General features: G+C 43.2%; 19 protein-coding genes and 1 riboswitch. Of the genes, 1 reads left to right on the top strand and 18 read right to left on the bottom strand.

Annotated features, from left to right (window positions below; genetic code table 11):
• The coding region (locus ACTNDQ_RS08405; protein ID WP_441064389.1) for a fibronectin type III domain-containing protein at positions 1 to 684 on the top strand (684 nt) is incomplete at its 5' end.
• 50 nt (positions 685 to 734) lie between these two features.
• Here ACTNDQ_RS08405 and ACTNDQ_RS08400 read toward each other — a convergent pair.
• The 18 genes from ACTNDQ_RS08400 to ACTNDQ_RS08315 all read right to left on the bottom strand — a co-directional run bounded on the left by ACTNDQ_RS08400 (position 735) and on the right by ACTNDQ_RS08315 (position 19205).
• The gene (locus ACTNDQ_RS08400) at positions 735 to 1583 is read right to left on the bottom strand and encodes a hypothetical protein (RefSeq protein WP_015526606.1); all 849 of its coding nucleotides are present in this window, start codon (positions 1581 to 1583) and stop codon (positions 735 to 737) included.
• Between the two features lie 342 nt (positions 1584 to 1925).
• Entirely contained in the window at positions 1926 to 3167 is a 1242-nt protein-coding gene (thiH, locus tag ACTNDQ_RS08395) for a 2-iminoacetate synthase ThiH (RefSeq protein ID WP_118515990.1), read from the bottom strand.
• A 166-nt stretch (positions 3168 to 3333) separates the two neighbouring features.
• Positions 3334 to 4119, bottom strand: a complete 786-nt coding sequence (locus ACTNDQ_RS08390; protein WP_129976081.1) for a thiazole synthase — start codon at positions 4117 to 4119, stop codon at positions 3334 to 3336.
• Positions 4120 to 4282: 163 nt separating this feature from the next.
• Positions 4283 to 4486 (bottom strand): sulfur carrier protein ThiS, encoded by a 204-nt coding sequence (gene thiS / locus ACTNDQ_RS08385; RefSeq protein WP_015526603.1) that lies wholly within the window; start codon positions 4484 to 4486, stop codon positions 4283 to 4285.
• Between the two features lie 249 nt (positions 4487 to 4735).
• Positions 4736 to 4843: riboswitch (TPP riboswitch) on the bottom strand.
• Between the two features lie 528 nt (positions 4844 to 5371).
• Positions 5372 to 6430, bottom strand: a complete 1059-nt coding sequence (locus ACTNDQ_RS08380; protein WP_441064388.1) for an ABC transporter ATP-binding protein — start codon at positions 6428 to 6430, stop codon at positions 5372 to 5374.
• A complete protein-coding gene (gene cysW / locus ACTNDQ_RS08375) occupies positions 6420 to 7256 on the bottom strand; it encodes a sulfate ABC transporter permease subunit CysW (protein ID WP_441064387.1) in 837 nt (278 codons plus the stop codon). Before cysW ends, ACTNDQ_RS08380 begins: the two co-directional genes overlap by 11 nt.
• Entirely contained in the window at positions 7256 to 8095 is an 840-nt protein-coding gene (cysT, locus tag ACTNDQ_RS08370) for a sulfate ABC transporter permease subunit CysT (RefSeq protein ID WP_059086488.1), read from the bottom strand. Before cysT ends, cysW begins: the two co-directional genes overlap by 1 nt.
• 58 nt (positions 8096 to 8153) lie before the next feature.
• Entirely contained in the window at positions 8154 to 9179 is a 1026-nt protein-coding gene (locus ACTNDQ_RS08365; protein WP_412188342.1) for a sulfate ABC transporter substrate-binding protein, read from the bottom strand.
• A 257-nt stretch (positions 9180 to 9436) separates the two neighbouring features.
• Complete coding sequence (locus ACTNDQ_RS08360; RefSeq protein WP_441064386.1) at positions 9437 to 10621, bottom strand: LacI family DNA-binding transcriptional regulator; 1185 nt, start codon at positions 10619 to 10621, stop codon at positions 9437 to 9439.
• 223 nt (positions 10622 to 10844) lie between these two features.
• Positions 10845 to 11270, bottom strand: a complete 426-nt coding sequence (locus tag ACTNDQ_RS08355) for a HEPN domain-containing protein (RefSeq protein WP_044961586.1) — start codon at positions 11268 to 11270, stop codon at positions 10845 to 10847.
• On the bottom strand, positions 11257 to 11598 hold the full coding sequence (locus ACTNDQ_RS08350; protein WP_015526591.1) for a nucleotidyltransferase domain-containing protein: 342 nt from the start codon (positions 11596 to 11598) through the stop codon (positions 11257 to 11259). The genes ACTNDQ_RS08355 and ACTNDQ_RS08350 overlap by 14 nt, the downstream gene beginning before the upstream one ends.
• An 81-nt stretch (positions 11599 to 11679) precedes the next feature.
• On the bottom strand, positions 11680 to 12753 hold the full coding sequence (locus ACTNDQ_RS08345) for an Ig-like domain-containing protein (RefSeq protein ID WP_441064385.1): 1074 nt from the start codon (positions 12751 to 12753) through the stop codon (positions 11680 to 11682).
• A gap of 39 nt (positions 12754 to 12792) precedes the next feature.
• Positions 12793 to 13119, bottom strand: coding sequence for a hypothetical protein (locus ACTNDQ_RS08340; protein WP_330664843.1), 327 nt, complete (start codon positions 13117 to 13119; stop codon positions 12793 to 12795).
• Between the two features lie 287 nt (positions 13120 to 13406).
• Complete coding sequence (locus ACTNDQ_RS08335) at positions 13407 to 14705, bottom strand: leucine-rich repeat protein (protein WP_441064384.1); 1299 nt, start codon at positions 14703 to 14705, stop codon at positions 13407 to 13409.
• 95 nt (positions 14706 to 14800) lie between these two features.
• Entirely contained in the window at positions 14801 to 16123 is a 1323-nt protein-coding gene (locus tag ACTNDQ_RS08330; protein ID WP_278795257.1) for an alpha-L-fucosidase, read from the bottom strand.
• A gap of 67 nt (positions 16124 to 16190) precedes the next feature.
• Complete coding sequence (locus ACTNDQ_RS08325; RefSeq protein WP_021651688.1) at positions 16191 to 17657, bottom strand: alpha-L-fucosidase; 1467 nt, start codon at positions 17655 to 17657, stop codon at positions 16191 to 16193.
• 181 nt (positions 17658 to 17838) lie between these two features.
• Positions 17839 to 18552 carry a lysophospholipid acyltransferase family protein gene (locus tag ACTNDQ_RS08320; protein WP_144092214.1) on the bottom strand — a complete coding sequence of 238 codons (714 nt, stop codon included), beginning with the start codon at positions 18550 to 18552 and terminating at the stop codon, positions 17839 to 17841.
• Between the two features lie 23 nt (positions 18553 to 18575).
• Positions 18576 to 19205, bottom strand: a complete 630-nt coding sequence (locus ACTNDQ_RS08315) for a hypothetical protein (protein WP_021651690.1) — start codon at positions 19203 to 19205, stop codon at positions 18576 to 18578.
• Positions 19206 to 19215: the final 10 nt, after the last annotated feature.

Below are 19215 nucleotides of genomic sequence, written 5' to 3'. Positions count from 1 at the left end.
CAAGCGCCAGAGATACTACGAATCTCTGGGACTGGCTGCATAGGCAGTGATATCTTTGAGATAAATGTGTCAACCAATATTGACAATATCATTTCCCTGGATACCCCTTCTGTTATTCCATCCGGATTAACTCTGACTCCGGGCAACAGATATTTTAAAGCCACCTGGAAAAAAGCATCCTCCATTAATGGATACCAGATACAATACAGTAAAAACAAAAATTTCTCGCAGAGTACATTCAAACTTACAGGAAGCAATAATACCACTACACTGGCGGTCAAAAATCTGCCAGCTGATCAGACCTATTATGTTCGCATCCGTGTATACCGTACGGTCAATCAAAAAAAATATTATGGCAAGTGGTCCACCCCAAAAGCCATAACCGTTCTGCCAGTCAAAGTACCAACCGCATCAACACCGACCCTGAAATCCGGCAAACAGTATTTCCGTGCTTCCTGGAAAAAGACGTCCGGCACCAGTGGTTATCAGATACAGTACAGTTTATACAAAAACTTCAAAAAAACAGTAACCAAAACACTCACCGGCAACACCAAGACCAGCATTACTGTATCCAGGTTAAAACGCAAAAAACGATATTACGTTCGAGTCCGTGCATACAGAAATGCCAATTTCAAAAAATATTACGGCAAATGGTCAAAGACAAAATCCATTGTTGTAAAATAATCTCTTTGTCTCTATACACGCCCCGGAAGAACCTTCCGGGGCGTGTATCCTTATCTGCTATTATTTTGTAAATCCAACTCCTCCAGAAGTTTTTTACGATAGTCTTCATCCTCCATAGCACGCTTCAGGTCATCCATGCGACCTTTATCCATCAGATATTTTGTCAACTGAAATCCACGTTCCATACCACGTTCTATTCCACGTTCCATTCCACGTTCCATTCCCTCATCTAATAACATCTGACCAATTCTCGTCATCGCAACGACCTCCTTTATTTCGTCCAAATCTGCATTATCCAGAAATTTATCTGCCAATGTATATAACATTGCTGTTGTTTTCTCCGCGGTTAGATCTGTATTTCTTTTTGCCAGAATGATTGCTTCTCTGATCTTATCCTTCATCTGCATAGAGCCTGACATTAATGGTGTTAATGACAAGATTGCATAATCTTCTTTGGTCAGTTCTTCTCCATGCAGCTGCTTTTCTTTCATTCTGACAAAAACCTCATCTGCATTTTTCTCTTTAAGATAAACTGGCTGAATACGATAAGTAAACAAGCCCATATTCAATTCAGCCTTTACTGACCGGATTCCTCCGGAATAAATCACGTATGTAATAACATTCTTTCCAGTCTTATGTGAATATACCGCATCATAGGCAAGAAATCTTCGTAAATCCTCTTCCCCCTTGTCTGTTGTCTGAAATTCTATATGAATATAAAATCCCTGTTTTGTGAGAAAGGTAAAATCCATATACATTGAATGAATAGTAAGCTCTACCAGCTCAGTCGGACCAACCTCCACAAAATCATAATCAATTCCAAGACTTTTCAGAATCGTATCACGAAAATAGTCAACACCCATTTTCATAACAGCATCTTCATGTTTTGCATTTGCCATAGGGCACCTCTTTTTTAGTTCAATATCGTTATCTGATGTGCCTTGAAAATGCTTTTGTAAATTTCTACACTGACGTTTTATCTTCTGTAAATCTTAATACTCTCCGTACGACCTCCTTGTTACATTTATTTTATCAGACCCGGACTGAAAAATCACTCTTGTTCTGACGACAAATTCTTCCAGCACTGTCCTCTGTTTGACAAAAATCTTTCTGCATTCATTCTTCTGAAACAGTTATCCACACTCCCTATGAAAAATCGCTCTTTCGGGCGGATGGTTTTCCACATATTCCACAGAAGTTATCCTCGGTAGTCTGTGCGATCCGATTTCGCCGCCTTCATCTCACAGATAAATATAATCATTCATCACCGGCTGCAGGCCGTGGTCTTTCAGGGCATTGAAAACTTCGTCCACAGACCTTCCGTCGGAAATCTCAAACTGGTCATCACCTTTATCCTCAATATCATCCACATGACTTCCGATTCCGGTGCTGACACCTGCAGAGATCTTGGTTGCTGCGATATTCACCAGATTGTCACGAACACGCTCACACTCTCTGGTGGATACAGTAATGCTTGCAAACGGCATAAACAGACGATATGCACAGACTACCTGCAAAAGCTGCGGTTCGTGTACATCCTTCGGGTTGATCCTGTCGTTGTTGATGATCGGACGAAGTCTCGGGCAGGAAAAAGCGATCTCTGCATGTGGATATTTTCTCTGCAGAAGATATGCGTGATATCCCGTTGCAAAAGCATCCTTGCGGAAATCATCCAGTCCCAGAAGTGCCGCAAAACCAACACCTCGCATGCCACCTTTTAACGCACGCTCCTGTGTATTTAACCTGTATGGGAAAATCCTCTTGTGGCCTGCCAGATGCAGAGTTTCGTATTTATCAGAATTATAAGTCTCCTGGAAAACTGTCACATAATCTGCGCCGCATTTGTGAAGATATGCGTACTCATCAGAATTCATCGGATACACCTCAAGACCGACTACCTTGAAATATTTCCGGGCGATCTCACAAGCCTTTCCGATATATTCCACATTAGATTTCGTTTTGCTCTCTCCGGTAAGGATCAAGATCTCCTGGAGTCCGGTTTCTGCAATGGCTGCCATCTCTTTCTCGATCTCATCTGCATTCAGCTGTGCGCGGCGGATCTTGTTGTGGCAGTTAAATCCACAGTAAATACAGTAGTTCTCACAGTAGTTTGCAATGTAGATTGGTGTAAACATGCAGATACTGTTTCCAAAATGTTTCCTTGTTTCGATCCGTGCAGCCTGTGCGATTTCTTCCAGAAGAGGCAGCGCTGCCGGTGAAAGCAGTGCTTTAAAATCCTCCGGTGTACGGTTGTCATGAGCAAGCGCTCTCCGTACATCCGCTTCTGTGTACTTATCATAATCATATGCGTTCATTGCGGAAATAACCTGATCCATTACATCAGATTCTTCCAGCTGTTCCATATCCGGAAGGTACTTCATGTGATCGATACGGTTCTTTTTCATATCTTCCAGAATTTCTTCATTTACGATACTTTCATTAAAATGGCCGTCCTGCTGACTGGCCTGTACTGTTTCTGCCATTACTCTTATGTCGCTCCTCTCATATATTGCAGCAATACTCTGGTCCTCACTGCTGCATATCTGTAAACTCAATTTCGATTGAAACCAGACAATACCTGTGTTTCACTACACAGGCAGTGCCTGTCCCCCGCTTAGTGTTCTGCGTTCAATCATTCATTTATCAATTTTACTCATGAAGAAATCCGGTCAGTGGTGAGGATGCACTTGCACCTCTCTCCAGAGTTCTTCCCATACCGGAAAGATATGCACTTCTTCCTGCCTCAATAGCTTTCTTAAAGGCTTCCGCCATAACACGGACGTCTCCTGCAGTTGCAATAGCTGTATTTGCCATAACTGCTGCAGCACCCATTTCCATAGCCTCACATGCCTGTGACGGGCGGCCGATTCCTGCGTCCACGATGATCGGAAGGTCGATCTCGTCGATAAGGATCTGGATGAATTCTTTTGTACAGATTCCTTTGTTGGAACCGATTGGAGAGCCAAGTGGCATTACACAGGCAGCTCCTGCATTCACCAGATCTCTGGCTGCATTCAGATCCGGATACATGTATGGCATAACTACAAAGCCCTCTTTTGCAAGGATCTCTGTTGCCTTGATGGTCTCATAGTTATCCGGAAGAAGATATTTGGAATCATGGATAACTTCGATCTTTACAAAATCTCCGCAGCCAAGCTCGCGGGAAAGTCTTGCAATACGAACTGCCTCTTCTGCATTTCTGGCGCCGGACGTATTCGGAAGAAGCGTAACATCCTTCGGAATATAGTCCAGAATGTTCGCAAGTCCACCCTCATTTGCACGGCGCAGGGCAAGTGTTACGATCTGAGTTCCTGCTTTTTCAATACATGCTTTTACAAGCTCCAGGGAAAATTTTCCGGAACCAAGGATAAAACGGGAAGTAAACTCATGGCCTCCCAGGATCAGTTTGTCTTCATTTGTGTTTGCTGTTGTCATTTTTTATGTCCACCTTTCTTTATGTCTGTTTGCAGAAAATATTTCCACCGATTTATAACCAGCGCCTTCTTCTGCCAGATCATTCTTCATCTGCATTTTTTCAGTAACTTATCTGTCAGTTACTGCCGTGGTATATATACCTGATTTTATCTCTATAGCGACATCAGCAGCTTCCGCCGCCCATAAACTGCAGAATCTCCACAACATCGCCATCTTTCAGTACTGTTGTATCGTAAGTGTCTCTCTTAATGATTTCTTCATTCAGCTCTACTACAACCTGCACCGGAACATAGTTACATGCTTCCAGATATTCAGTTACTGTCACCGGCTTTTCCAATGTTCTGCTTTCACCATTTACTGTGATCATAATCTCTCCTTTCCGGAAACTTCAAAAGCTATTCGTCAATAAAAAAAGAGTCCACAAAGAAATACACCCGCGGTGGTGCACCCCTTCATGAACTCAGTTCACTCTCAAATTTCCCAATATTCAATTGTCGATACCGGGGTTAAAAGCATTCGCTCTTGATCCCTTCCCTGTAAATCCTGATCTTACGTATTCAATCGGATAAAAACATCCGCATCCAATAAAAAAGGAGATACACCAAAGTATCTCCCGTAAATTCATCTTATACGTTCCTACGTTGGCATTATCCAAATCAGGTATAAGGGTCGAAGTTGAAGACTTCCTCTCAGCCTGCCATCACAAGCTCCCCTGTTATTTACATGAATTAGTATAATTCCGATTCTGCTTCATGTCAAGAACAATAAATTTTCTCACAACGGTCCCATTTTGTCCTAAACTATAGTACACTATTAATGCTGCCAACCCTCCAGCAGAAAGGAGGTGAAGTCCAGTGTGCGAATTAATCATCACATTTTTGTTTCTGTTACGGCGGATATAGTTAGCTACTATATTCGCAAATGGCTGGACAGAAATGACAGGCAGTAACAGCCTGAAAGGCTTAAGCCCCCTTACATAACGGCATAGAAAACCCCGGAAGTGTGCGAGACTTCCGGGGTTTTCGTTTTTGCCAATGTTTGAATTTCATCACATTTCTTAGCTACTATCATCTTATGCTTTCTATACTAATTTGTCAACCGAATTTTATTAACGACATTAACATATGATATTCGCAATCCGCTAACGCTACTTGCTCATAAAAAAATGCCGCTCCCGCGGCCACATCATATGACATTCGCAATCCGCTAACGCTACTTGCTCATAAAAAAATGCCGCTCCCGCGGCATTTTTTTATATCACTAACCAATCCTCAACCATAGCTGTATTATGCAGCAGTACTGCCTCATTTCCCTTCGTTACAAAAATCCTCTGCACAAACACATCCACAACTTCACCTTCCCGGACGGGTTCTTCGTCAAGGCTTCTTCTGGCGCTGAGTGTGGTGTTTCCTACACGGACTTTCAGTTCCAGGCTGCTGCCGCGGAATGCGACTCGTTCTACGACGCCCTCTGTTGCGGAGCTTTTATATTTCTGTTCCTCGTTCTTCTTAGTCACTTTTACAAACTCCGGACGGACAATGGCTTTTTCGCCTCCCGGAACTTCCTCGAAGTGATTGAACACCTGGTAATCATCGATCACAGAAGTCTGCCCGAAAAATCCCGCCGTAAACGCAGTATCCGGATTCTGATAAACCTCCAGTGGAGTTCCCTCCTGCTCGATCCGTCCACGGTTGGTAATAATAATTTCATCTGCCACCTCAATAGCCTCATCCTGGTCATGAGTAACAAAAATACTGGTGATTCCCAGCTTCTCGATCATATACTTCAGCCAGCTTCGAAGCTCCGTACGGATCTTTGCATCGATCGCCGCAAAAGGCTCATCCAGAAGGAGAAGCTGCGGATTCGGAGCCAGAGCCCGGGCAAAAGCAACTCGCTGTCTCTGACCACCGGACAGCTGACTCGGATATCTTTTCTCCAGGCCCTTCAGCCCGATCAGTTCTACCAGTTCCATAACCCTCTGCTTAATATACTTCTTGTCCGCCTTCTGCACCTTCAGGCCAAATGCAATATTATCATACACCGTCATATACCGGAAAAGAGCATAATTCTGGAACACAAATCCAATGCCTCGCTCGCTGGCAGGCACATCATTGACCACTCTTCCGTCGATGATGATCTCACCGCTGTCCGGCTGCTCCAGACCGGCGATCATACGGAGAATCGTAGTTTTTCCGCTTCCACTGGGCCCCAGAAGACCGATCAGCTTCCCCTTTTCGATACCAAAGCTTACGTTATCAGATGCCTTGTAATCCCCATATGTTTTATTGATATTTTTTAACTCAACGTACATCGCCTTTTTCCCCCTTTCCTTTATGCTCCAGAACATTTCTTGCGATCAGAAGGATCACCGCCAGGATCACCAGGATCGAAGAAACCGCAAATGCCGGAACATACTGGAATTCGTTATAAAGAATTTCCACGTGAAGCGGAAGTGTATTTGTTTTTCCACGGAGATGTCCGGACAGTACGGACACAGCTCCAAACTCTCCCATGGCTCTGGCTGTACACAGCATAACACCATAGAGAAATGCCCACTTGATATGCTGAAATGTCACCTTGGTAAAAATCGTCCAGCCTTTTGCTCCCATCAGTGCTGCCGCCTCTTCCTCATCGGACCCTATGGATTCCAGAACCGGTATGATCTCTCTGGACACAAATGGAAATGTGACAAAGATCGTTGCCAGGACAATTCCAGGAACTGCAAACACGATCTGTATCCCTGCACTTTCAAGAACAGAATAAAGAGGACTCTGCTTTCCAAAAACCAGGATATAGATAAGACCTGCGATAACCGGTGATACTGTAACCGGAACATCGATCAAAGTGGTAAGAAGCTTTTTTCCCCGAAAATGAAATCTGGTCATTGCCCATGCCGCACACAGACCAAAGATCGTGTTGCATACAACAGCCGCAGCCGTCGCCCCAATGGTCAGCTTCAGCGCTTTCAGCGTGTACTCATCTGTCACCGCCTGCACATAGCACTGCCAGCCCTTGCTCAGCGCCTGGGTTACAACAACCACCAGAGGCAGTACCAGCATCACAAAAAGAAAGATCACGGAAATCCCGATAAGGATCCATTTCACCGGCCCGGAAGCCTGCTTCTTTTTTTCATCCATTATGCATCCCTCCCTCTGATACGTTTCGTATTTCTTGCCTGCACCAGATTCACACCAAACAGGATCAGAAATGATACTGCCAGTGTAACCAGTGCAATAGCTGTTGCGCTTTCATAGTCAAACTCCTGAAGCTTTGACATAATGATCAGCGGCGTGATCTCTGTATAGTAAGGTTTGTTTCCTGCGATAAAAACAACACTTCCGTATTCTCCCAGGCAGCGTCCGAAGGCAAGTCCCGCCCCGGAAAGCATTGCCGGCAGAAGCTCCGGAAGAATAACTCTGCGAAAAACGGTGAATGGCTTTGCACCCATGACACGAGCCGCCTCCTCATAAGAACCGTCCAGCTTCTCCAGAACCGGCTGAATGGCCCTGACTACAAAAGGGATTCCCACAAAGATCAATGCCACCGTGATACCGATTCTGGTATATGCGATCTTAATACCGAAATTTGCAAAAAAGCTTCCCACCAGACCTTTATCGGATGTCAGGGATGTCAGTGAGATACCGGCAACTGCAGTCGGAAGTGCGAAAGGCAGCTCGATCATTCCATCCATGATCCTTTTTCCCGGAAAATCATATCTTACCAGTACCCACGCAAGGACCAGGCCCATAATAGCATTGATCACTGTGGCCGCAAATGCGGTAATAAAGCTTACATAGAATCCGGACAAAACCCTCGGCCGTGTGATCACCTCAATAAATTCCCGAAAACCCAGCCGCGCCGAGTATACTGCCAGAGACGCAAGAGGGATCAGAACTACGATACTCAGCATCGCCAAAGTCACTCCCATTGTCAGTCCAAAGCCTGGTATCACACGTTTACTCTGTTGTTTCTTCATTTCTGTCTCCCCTCTTTTCTATTCTAAGTTTCTGATCTGTTACAAATCTCAGGCTCTTCTACTCTTCATAGATCTCATCAAACACTCCCCCGTCTGCGAAATGCTTTTTCTGAACTGCATCCCAGCCGCCGAAATCTTTGATCGTTGTCAGCTTCACCTTCAGGTTAAAAGTATCTGCATGCTTTTTCAGGATCGTCTGATCAACCGGCCTATAGTAATTCTCCGCGATCAGCTCCTGGGCTTCATCGGAATACAGATATTTCAGATATGCTTTCGCAGCTTCTGCATTATCATGCTTTTTCACATTTTCATCTACAACAGCAACGGATGGCTGTGCCAGGATACTGATGCCCGGCGTTACGATCTCGTAATCATCCGGATTATCCCTTACAGAAAGAAACGCTTCATTTTCCCAGGCGATCAGCACATCCCCCTGCCCGTTTTCCACGAAAGAGGTTGTGGCACCTCTTGCTCCGGAATCCAGAACCAGGACATTTTTGTAAAGTTTCTTGATAAAGGCTTTCATCTCTGTCTCGTTGCCGTTATATTTCTCATTGGCATAAGCCCAGGCTGCCATGTAATTCCAGCGGGCACCACCGGAGGTTTTCGGATTGGGAGTGATCACCCCCACACCATCCTTTGTCAGATCATCCCAATCTTGGATATTCTTCGGATTTCCCTTCCGAACAAGAAATACAATGGTGGAAGTATAAGGAGCACTGTCATCCGGATATTCATCGATCCAGCCCTTGTCGATCAGACCGGCATTCCGGATCGCATCGATATCATATTCCAGTGCAAGTGTCGCCACATCTGCAGGAAGTCCGTTGGAAATCTCAAGAGCCTGCTTTCCGGAACCGCCATGAGACTGGATCACATCCACACTCTGACCTGTTTCCTCTTTCCAATATTTTGAAAAAATCTTATTATATGCTTCATAAAATTCTCTGGTCGGATCATAGGACACATTGATGATCTCCACATGATTTTTATCCTTTGTATTGTTTCCCGATACTGCAAAAGTTCCTGCCAGTACCACTGCTGCCAGTGTGATACAGACACCTGCGATGCGTTTTCTTTTCATGATCTGTGTACTCCTTTACAACCACATTTTTATTTGGAAATCTTTTTCCCACCAATGTAACTGCTTCATTTCGCTGTCAAATCATACCTGTTCTTTCCGTTTACTGTGGTTCTGTAATTTTTTTTATTTGAATTGAATACATTAAACCATATTATTCCCATTAATTAAATAGGAATATCTGAAAACGTTTTCACAAAATACTCTGATCATAGTGCAACCGCATCCTGTCTGTCACTATATCTGCGCATCCGCAACACTCAGATACAATAATCGCTCCACATACTGTCCTCCACACTGCTGCAGCTGTTCCGTATCATCAGTCTGCCTTCCAGCTCCATTCGCACAATACCGGAATGTCCGCCCTTCAGCCGGTCCAGCAGCAGGTATAATGCAAATTTTCCCATATCCTCCTTGGGCAGGCTCACCGTTGTCAGCATCGGTCTGGTAAACTGTGCCTCCTGTATATCATCGCTGGATATGATCGAAGGCATATAATACCGGTTCCGAAATTTATTCAGGCACTTCAGCATTCCGATCGCCGAAATATCATTGGCACAGTAGATTCCGGTTGGCATGTCGTCCGACTGAAAGAACTTTTCCATGGCCTCGTAGCCCTCGGCCTCAGTCTGCTTTGTTTCGATAACATACTCCGGTATCACATCCAGATCATACTTCTTCAGTGTTTCCAGATATCCGTTATACCGGTCTTCGCTGTGACACTGGCCAATATAACCGATATTTTTGTGACCCAGGGAGATCAGATATTCCACTGCCGCTGCTGCGATCTTTTTCCCATCACAAAGGACCTCATCCACTTCATAATTGGTAGAATTCCGATTCACCGATACCACACTCTTATACTTCTTATTCAGCTTCTTCAAAGCCTCTTTATTACATCTGCCGATGATGATCAGTCCGTCCCTTTTCTCTTCCACCTCATCATACATTCCGTCGAGCAGCCAGTCCAGATTCTCCCTTCGGCACTTCCGGTCATCGGAAAACACAGACATATACCATACTTTGGAAAGAATACAGTTTTTATCATGGATCTCACTTTCGATCACCCGAAGGAGCTCCGCAAAAAACGGATCCGTTGTGGAAGAATCGGTTCTTGTCATCAGGATATTGATGTACCAGGTTTTCTCCTGCTTTGCGGAAACGCCTTTTTTCAGATTCCGGGCCGCCTCGTTGGGCACATAATTCATCTCGATAGCTGTTTTCCATATCTTGTCCCTGAGTCCGGAAACAGAACATTTATAATTGGGATTATTTAAAACTCGGGAAACCGTCGCCGGTGAAACCCCTGCCTTTTCTGCAATCTTCTTGATGGACATATACCCGTCCCCTCCCTCTGAAAAAAGTCTGCCCGCTGCCAGTCCTGTACGCTGCTCAACGTCATCTGTGTAACTCAGTATCATCAGTGTAACAGAACTTTTTATCATTCCTTATTTCATAGTAATTAAATATGTTTTATATGATAATGAGAGTTTTAAAAAAAGTCAATCTTATTTTGTGAAAACGTGTTCTTTTTTTTGCTGCATCTTCCAGTAGACCACCCGGATTCTGCGCCTTGCCCATCTCATTTAGCATTACATTACCAGGCAAGGCACACTACAAAAAAATACCTTACACAGAGTTACTGTGGAAGGTATTTTTTTGCGATCATCACTTATTATTGTCCTTTAGTTTTCTTTTGATATATTCTTCTATCAATTCCAATAATTGTTTACCCGTTTCTATCTGTTCTTCTGCTTCTTCTCTTGTTGCAATATAAAAATCATCATAATCGCTGGCATGTCTGATTTCTTCTGCTTCTACGATTTTTCGTCCAAGTTTTCTGGGAAAAATCTCTGTTTTAATATAATTCTTATTGAAATTTGCTAATGCATCTTTATGACGTTTATATGCATTTCCATCTAGTGCATGTATTGCTGAAATTGCATGATAAATACCATAATATGCCCGATTATTAGCACCTCGAAATTCTTTTGCATTCAAAAGAATTTCCGCAGCTTTAATATCACTTTGGGCAGTTTCAATCCGATAAAAAATAAGATCTTTCTGCGTTCCTTTTTCATCAGGCTGCATCAAATAATTTTACCCCCTCTTTCTTTACATTTGCATAAAATGGATAAACATCAACCCAATTCAGAAAATGTTTTTCACTTTTTGCAATTGGCTTAATATCAAGATCATGATCCATGTTAAAATCAAAAGTTTCTCCTGCCAATTCATGACGATACTGCTTAATATCTATATCAGACAGATCAAGGAGAATCATAATATCGATATCAGAATCTTCTCTATAATCTCCTCTGGCATATGAGCCGTATAAAATAACACTTTTCAAATGTTTCCCATATATTTTCTGTAATATTTTTGTGTATTGTTCCAACAATGTCTTCATCGATACCGGCATAATCCCGCCCCCTTCTATCTGATAAAACATCTTTATTCGATAACCACTATTTCTTCCATTTAATTATACGCTTTTATATCATTATTCCGCAATGAAATTTTTCTTTGTTTTTGGTACACCGGTGAGTTTTGTTGTTTTGATCTTTGTGACCTTAACAGTGACAATAACTTTTTTACTTCCGGCTTTTACTGTGATCTTTGCAGTGCCGACTTTCTTTCCTGTGATAACACCCTTGGAATTTACTGCTGCGATCTTACTGTTGGAGGAACTGTATGTAATCTTATCCTTGCTTGTAACCGGCTTCAGAACAGGTTTCAGAGTTACTTTTTTTCCTTTGACTACACTGACTGTGGACTTCAGGTTTGTGATTGCCTGTGTAGTGACTCTGACTGTAACCAGTATATTGTTCTTCACGCCACTATTCAATGTGATCGTCACCCATGTTGAACCGTTTTTATTTTTTGCGGTAAGTTTAAATGTGCCGTTCTTATTCACATTGAAAACGGTTACAAGGCCGGTGTCCTTCGGTGTTACACTCTTCAGATAATCGCCGTTGGCAAAATCAGATACCCGGATAGCTGCAGTAGACTGTCCATTTTTTAATGTAACCTGATCCGTATTTACACTCATATTGTAGGTCCGGGTTTCTCCCCAGTCCTGAAAACCACACCGTTCACATTTAAAATGCTGCTGGTAATCCGCTGTAAAAAATATCGGAGTTGGATTTCCTTTGCTGACAGTGTGTTTGCCTGAACCATGATTTACCCATTGCTCGTCCGTAAATTTATGTCCCAGTTCCGGAATGAGCACATCGCTGTCCTGCTGCATTTCTTCTTTTCCATCTTTATCCAAAAAATGTTTCCCGCAGGATGTACAACGATAGGTATCTTTCATTCCCGGATTCAGGCACTCTGCCGGATATCCCCGGTATAACTCTAAAATATGTCCCTTGGCAAGATATACAACATCTTCTAATTCATTATCACCATATGGATTTTCGTAATTTTTCCCACAAGCTTCACAATGCCAGTAACTTCTATTTCCATTCTCAGTACAAGTAGCCGCTTTTTCATTAATCCAAATAAATTTATGTGCCGCTTTTTCTATTTTTACATCATCAAAAACTTCTGTACCTGCTTTATTACCAAAATACAAAAAATACGACGTGCAGTTACTCAAAAAGCTGCACCATCTTTACCTCTCAATCCTGATCCAGAAATCATCCTCTGCCATTCTTCCTTCGGTCTTTTCTATGATCATAAACGGATCATAAAATGGCAGATTCAAATCTTCTAATACCAATTTTATTTTGTCTCGTTGTCTCGGGAAACAACGAGATTCCAGAAATTTCTCGTATTCTTCAAAGGTTGGTTTTTCATTTCGGCCAAATGCTTTTTTAATAAAATTGTTTGTATAATTATATATTTTTACTTTTCTGCTTCTCTCATCCACATCAATAATCGTACATACTTCTCTCTTAAACATGTACCATAAACGTATCGGATATTCTTTTTCCGGCACGCGGAGGTTTTCCTCAATCTGAGGATACTCGTTTAAAATATGAGCTAATGTCGTAACCGGTCCTGTAATATCCTGTCATTTTAGATTCCCCCTTTTTTATTAATATGCCCTTATTTTAAGGGTATAACAAGCTATTTTATTCCTTATTTTAAGGGTTTCTATATTTATAAAAAACCCGGCAGCTGCACATGTGAAAACTCTCCATGTTTCATCTGCCGGGCTTCTGTTTTTATTTTCTTTTGTATCCTTTCACTGTTATGGCTATTTTACGTACGCCTGCTTCATCGTTACTTCACCGTTATCTTACAATTCAGTTTTTTCGCTCCGCTCTGCACGGTGATCACGGCCGTCCCTTTTCGGATTCCCTTTACAACACCTTTGGAATTTACCGTAGCGATCCTGCGATCCGAGGAACGGAAAAGAATCTTCTCGTCGCTGTAATACGGCACGGTCACTGCCTGGATCGTGTATGTTTTTCCACGAAGTATGGTTTTTGTTTTGGGCACGCCGGTCATCTTTGCGGTCCTTACTGCGGCAGTATTGTTCAGAAAACGGAACCCATTTTTCTTTGCGTAAGTCTGAGCAGTAGAACCCTTTTTTCCGGCAATGACAAAAGTTTTATTTTTTCCACTATTGAAATTATAGCCGATCGCTTCTTTTTCTATCACTGTTTTACTGTTGAGGATCGTAATCTTTTTCATTGCCAGGCAATCATAAAAAGCATGGCTTCTGATCTTTTTCACACTGGCAGGTACTGTAATATTCCCCAGTTTTCGACAATTATTAAATACACCGTTCCCGATCTCTGTAAGCTTCTTCGGCAACGACACCTTTCTGAGATCTGTACAAAAAGAAAACGCACCTTCACCAATAACCGTAACACTGTCCGGAAAGCTTACTCCTGTCAAACCGCAATGCCGAAAGGCCGCTCTTTCTATCCTGGAAACGCCCTGTCCAAGCGTAACCTTTTTCAGCTTCATATCCGCCTCAAATAACGATTCCGGTAATATTTTCACACTTCCCGGAATGCTGACAGATTCCAGACTGTTACAGTAACTGAAAGCATATTCATCAATTTTTGTTACAGTTTTCGGTACATCCAGGCTCATAAGCTTACTCTGGTAAAAAGCATATGCACCAATGCTTTTCAGTCCATCAGGAAGCTTGATCCTGGTGATCGCAGTATCTCCAAATGCTCTTACTCCAATACTCCGCAGAGTTCCCGGCAACGAAATCCTCTTCATATTTCTGCAGCCTGAAAAGGTTCTGTCACCGATTCCCGTGATCCCAGATGCAACGGTTACTGTTTTTATCATTGCTGATCTGTATGAAAAATCATCGGTAACCTTAACCTCCCCTTTTCCCTGTATCTGCAGGTTTCCATTGGAGTACAACCGGTAAACAGCTTTGCTTCCACAGGAGCCCTTCGCAACAAGCTTTGCAGTGCTCTGCACACCTGCTGCCGATGCTTCCTGTGTATATTCAGCCGCATAACCAGTCTGTGCATGTACAGCCACAGAAGATACACAGGACCCTGTCAGGATCATTGCCGTTGATAACAGTATTGCGATTTTTTTCCCAAACATAAAAGCTCCCTTCCTGAGAATCGATCGGATATCCACGATCTTCTCCCATGCAGCAACAAAAGGACCGGCATACATCCGGTCCTCCTGTTCATCATTTAGAATCTGTTGGTTAATCCAACCACATACATATCTTCTTTATATTCCGGGATCTTCACAAGAAGTCCTTCTGCAGTATCTTCAGTTTCTACCTTCACTGCCGGATCAAATGGTCTCAGCACTCCGTGGTAGCCCTTGATCAGGAATTCATTGGCACCTTCCTTCAGATGATCTGCAAACACATTCAGATTTCCGTCTTTCTGTGTATAATGGAGCTCAATTCCACTCTCAAGCAGCTCAGATTCACGGTCACTGCAGCGTGTTCCGTAAATACCGTCATGGTTTACCTTCAGCCATGCACCCAGGATCTTCAGTCTTCTTACCTGCTCCTCCGGGATAGTTCCGTCTGCCTTCGGGCCGATGTTCAGGAGAAGATTTCCGTTATTTGCCACTGTTCCGACAAGAAGTGAGATCAGATCCGGAACAGAGATCAGCTTGTCATCGCCTTCGTTGGCATTATAACCGAAGGATAAGCCCATTCCACGGCACATCTCCCATTTCTCATTTCTGTTTACAGAACCGGCTTTATATTCCTTAGTAAGGAAATCGTGATAACGTCCGTTGAAACGGTCATTTACCACACCCTCCGGAACCTTATTGTAATAATGTGCAAAGAAATACGGCATCATCTCTTCACTCTGTGTCGGCCATCCGATATCATTCCAGAACACACTCGGTGCATAATCATCTACAAGCTCTTTCATCTGATTATAGGAATAATCTGCATATGCAAATGTCGGGCTGGCTGTTCCAAACAGATCATCATCCTCAAAAATAGGATCGTTTGCATACTGCCAGTCGATCAGTCCGGAATAATACAGACCCATGCGGATTCCTGCGTCACGGACAGCTTCTGTCAGCTCACCGGTGATATTTCTCTTCGGTCCCATTTCTACGGAATTGAAATGTGTATATTTACTTGGGAACAGGCAGAATCCGTCATGATGCTTGGTTGTCAGAACAACATACTCCGCACCTGCTTCTTTAAAAATCTCTGCCCACTGCTTCGGATCCCAGTTTTCAGCTTTCCACATAGGAATAAAATCTTCGTATTTGAAATCTTTTCCGTATTTTTCTATATGATGCTTATATGTAGGGCCTTTTCCAATGTTCAGAGAATTGTAATACCATTCTGCATACGGATTATCCGCAAACCATTCCTTGGAATCAACCTCTCCCAGCTCCCATGTATGCGGTGCAAACGCCGGCACGGAATAAATTCCCCAGTGGATAAAAATTCCAAATTTACAATCCTCATACCATTTTGGAACTGTGTGTGCATTTACAGAGTTCCAGTTTCCTGTGAATCTTACATCTCCCATAATTAAAATACCTTATCCTTTCTGTCCTTTCAAAAAGACATTATAATTTACTCGCTTCCCCCAACAGCTATTCTACTGTGATCTTCAATACCACCGGCATATCTCCCGCCTCAATAACCCCTCTTCCGCAGGAAATATCCAGTTCTTTATTTCTCGCAAATGCCGGATGCAGATCTGTTCCGAGGATCTCAATATCCCGGATCGTGGATTTCAAAAGCTTCATATCATTGCCAAGAGCTTTGATATGGATCTCTCCATCCTCCGGCCAGTGCAGAACAGTCGCATAAATATGATTGCTCTTACTTGTAAAACGGATATCCTCAGAAGTAAAGTGCTTATCATAGGTATCCGTGAAATGTCCCTCCGGAACCACCGTCGGTCCCTCTCCGAATGTCTTCCAGTATCTGGTTCCGTATATCGCCTCTCCGTTTACCTTCAGCCATTTTCCCATTTCTCTCAGGATATGTGCATCCTCTTCCGGAATTGTTCCATCCGGCTTCGGTCCGATATTAAGAAGAAGTGCACCATTTTTGCTGACTACATCGATCAGATCCAGCACTACATCGGAAGGCTTCTTATAATCATTTCCAATGGTATAGCCCCAGGAGTTCTTAGCTACAGACGTATCATTCTGCCACAGATCCGGCGTGATATGATCTAACTGACCTCTTTCCAGATCATTGACTGCGCTGCCATAAACATATGCATCAAATTTGGCATCAATAGCTGTTTCTTTTCCCCACTGTGCAGAACGGTTGTAATAATATGCTGCAAATTTACGAAGATACGGTTTCCATGCATACTGCTGGATCCACCAGTCAAAATACACGATGGATGGCTGATATTTATCCACGATCTCGCAGGTGCGGACAAGCCAGTCCTGCATATGCTCCTCTGTCGGAGGATTGTCATAAATATCACTCATATCTCTGGTGATTCCTGCTGCCGGCCCATAAAGATCCGCATATTCCGGATCATTGACATCAGCCTCCGGGATCTGACGACCTCCATTAAAGAACCAGTAATGCTCTGCTCTGTGAGAAGAAGCACCGAGAACCATTCCCTCTTTCTCAACCTCTGTCTTCAGCTCTCCGAGAATATCTCTTTTCGGTCCCATCTCAGCAGCGTTCCAGCGGCAAAGGTCACTGGCATACATCTGAAATCCATCGTGATGCTCCGCTACCGGAACTACGAATTTCGCCCCCGCCTCTTTAAATAAGGCCGCCCATTCCTTCGGATCAAACTTCTCAGCCTTAAACTGAGGAATAAAATCCTTGTAGCCGAATTTATCCAGAGTTCCGTATTTCTCTGTATGATGCAGGTTCTCCTTAGAGCCTTTCACATACATATTTCTGGGATACCATTCATTTCCGAAAGCCGGAACACTGTAAACACCCCAGTGGATAAAAATTCCGAATTTATCTCTTGCATACCACTTCGGCGTAGGATGCTCACAGAGAGAATCCCAGGTATCCGTGTATGGTCCCTGTGCGATCACCTCATCGATCAGAGAAAGGTATTCTTCTTTTTTCATCTGTTCGTCCTCTTTACATCTTTTATTTATATTGTATGGATGTCTCTATGTTATCATCAAACCTTTTGGTTGTATATGCCCAACAATCCACAAATAAAACGTTTCGTTTTTATGCAAAACATACAACAAAAAAAGACCTTGATGATGTTTTTGTTCCAACTTCATCAAAGTCTTTTCTTTTTTACATAATATTCTCTTCGATCACCTTTTCGATCCGTCTCTTCACTTCTTCTGCGAGCTCTGTGGTATGCATATCTTTGTATTCCTCATAATACATCGGAGGAAGGATATGCACCTGTACGGTGAGCCTCTCTGTAGAGCCGGTATCAAAAGCCTTAAAGGAATCGATCAGTGCAACCGGAACGATCGGGCATTTTGTCTTGGTGGCAGTCTTGAAGCTGCCGCCCTTGAACGGCCCCGGATGATTTCCGTTTTTACTTCTGGTTCCCTCCGGAAAGATCAGATAATTACGACCAGCCTTCACTTCCCGTATTACATTGACAATGACCTGCATGGACTGCTTCAGATCTTCCCTGTCAATGATAAAGGCCTTCATACAGGCAAAAACCTGCTTCAGAAAAGGAATCTCTCCAACTTCCTTCTTGGCAACTACCGAAAAAGGAACCGGGCATGCCCGGATGATCGCCAGCACATCAAACAGTCCCTGGTGATTCGGAAAAAACATAAATCCCTTTTCTTTTGGGATATTTTCAGCTCCATGCACATCAATATGGATATTTCCGCCTTCAATGGCATGCTCATCTATCAGTCTCAGGAATGCGTATTTCTTCTCTTCCGGATAATCATCTGTATGCGCTGCATACCAGCAAAGCTTGATCCACCAGTAAGGAACAAAGACTATATTTCTGAGCACCATCAGCAAAATCCGCTTCATTCTTACATCCTCCCGCCTCTGCTTTATCCGTTCAGTTTCCCTGCGATCTTATCCTCGTATCCCGGATTCTTTTTCAGAAAAACCTCATAAGCCTTTGTATAATCTGTATAGGTTTTCGTAGTCATAAATTTCTGATAATCCTTGGCAGCCTGCTGGCTGATCTTATCTGAAATCTCAGAAGGCGCATACAGATAATACTTTTTGTCCTGGACCTTTACAAGATAGGTACTGATACATGGATATTCCTGCTCGTTCTCCAGAACAAGATTATAGCGGATATAAACATAAGAATAATTTTTGTTTTCAGAAATGGAGCCACAGCTGTCGATATTTACATCCTTTACTCCATGGGCCTGAAAATATTTTATCGTGGAGGAAATCTCTGTTTTCGCCTCATCCGATAACTTATCCGCACTGTAACAGCTCTGCATCTTTTTATTCTTGCCTGCTGCTGCCGCTTTGATGTAGCCTTCCACAACCCCCTCCGGAGTTCTGTGGCTGATCTTTCCGCAGCCCCTGGCCGCCAGAACGATCACCAGCAGGATCAGAATGATCCCCGCCAGTGTCGCAATATGGACAAAATTCAGTTTTTTATTAGAGTATTTCAGCTTCTTTACTGATTTTTTTCTGCGTTTTTTCTTTGTCGTCGTCATGACTTATCCT

The sequence above is a fragment of the Blautia massiliensis (ex Liu et al. 2021) genome (assembly GCF_052064225.1).
In the GTDB taxonomy this organism is placed as follows: domain Bacteria; phylum Bacillota; class Clostridia; order Lachnospirales; family Lachnospiraceae; genus Blautia_A; species Blautia_A fusiformis.
The sequence above is the reverse complement of the archived record's forward strand: the minus strand, read 5'-3'. Positions and strand labels throughout refer to the sequence as shown.

Bases quoted from the DNA above. Each gene is read 5' to 3' on its own strand.
- ACTNDQ_RS08350 (WP_015526591.1), bottom strand. From the start codon at position 11,598: ATGCCGGTATCGATGAAGACATTGTTGGAACAATACACAAAAATATTA.
- ACTNDQ_RS08390 (WP_129976081.1), bottom strand. From the start codon at position 4,119: ATGACAACAGCAAACACAAATGAAGACAAACTGATCCTGGGAGGCCAT.
- ACTNDQ_RS08335 (WP_441064384.1), bottom strand. From the start codon at position 14,705: ATGTTTGGGAAAAAAATCGCAATACTGTTATCAACGGCAATGATCCTG.
- thiS (WP_015526603.1), bottom strand. From the start codon at position 4,486: ATGATCACAGTAAATGGTGAAAGCAGAACATTGGAAAAGCCGGTGACA.
- ACTNDQ_RS08325 (WP_021651688.1), bottom strand. From the start codon at position 17,657: ATGAAAAAAGAAGAATACCTTTCTCTGATCGATGAGGTGATCGCACAG.
- ACTNDQ_RS08330 (WP_278795257.1), bottom strand. From the start codon at position 16,123: ATGGGAGATGTAAGATTCACAGGAAACTGGAACTCTGTAAATGCACAC.
- thiH (WP_118515990.1), bottom strand. From the start codon at position 3,167: ATGGCAGAAACAGTACAGGCCAGTCAGCAGGACGGCCATTTTAATGAA.
- cysT (WP_059086488.1), bottom strand. From the start codon at position 8,095: ATGAAGAAACAACAGAGTAAACGTGTGATACCAGGCTTTGGACTGACA.
- cysW (WP_441064387.1), bottom strand. From the start codon at position 7,256: ATGGATGAAAAAAAGAAGCAGGCTTCCGGGCCGGTGAAATGGATCCTT.
- ACTNDQ_RS08315 (WP_021651690.1), bottom strand. From the start codon at position 19,205: ATGACGACGACAAAGAAAAAACGCAGAAAAAAATCAGTAAAGAAGCTG.
- ACTNDQ_RS08360 (WP_441064386.1), bottom strand. From the start codon at position 10,621: ATGATAAAAAGTTCTGTTACACTGATGATACTGAGTTACACAGATGAC.
- ACTNDQ_RS08380 (WP_441064388.1), bottom strand. From the start codon at position 6,430: ATGTACGTTGAGTTAAAAAATATCAATAAAACATATGGGGATTACAAG.
- ACTNDQ_RS08320 (WP_144092214.1), bottom strand. From the start codon at position 18,552: ATGAAGCGGATTTTGCTGATGGTGCTCAGAAATATAGTCTTTGTTCCT.
- ACTNDQ_RS08365 (WP_412188342.1), bottom strand. From the start codon at position 9,179: ATGAAAAGAAAACGCATCGCAGGTGTCTGTATCACACTGGCAGCAGTG.
- ACTNDQ_RS08400 (WP_015526606.1), bottom strand. From the start codon at position 1,583: ATGGCAAATGCAAAACATGAAGATGCTGTTATGAAAATGGGTGTTGAC.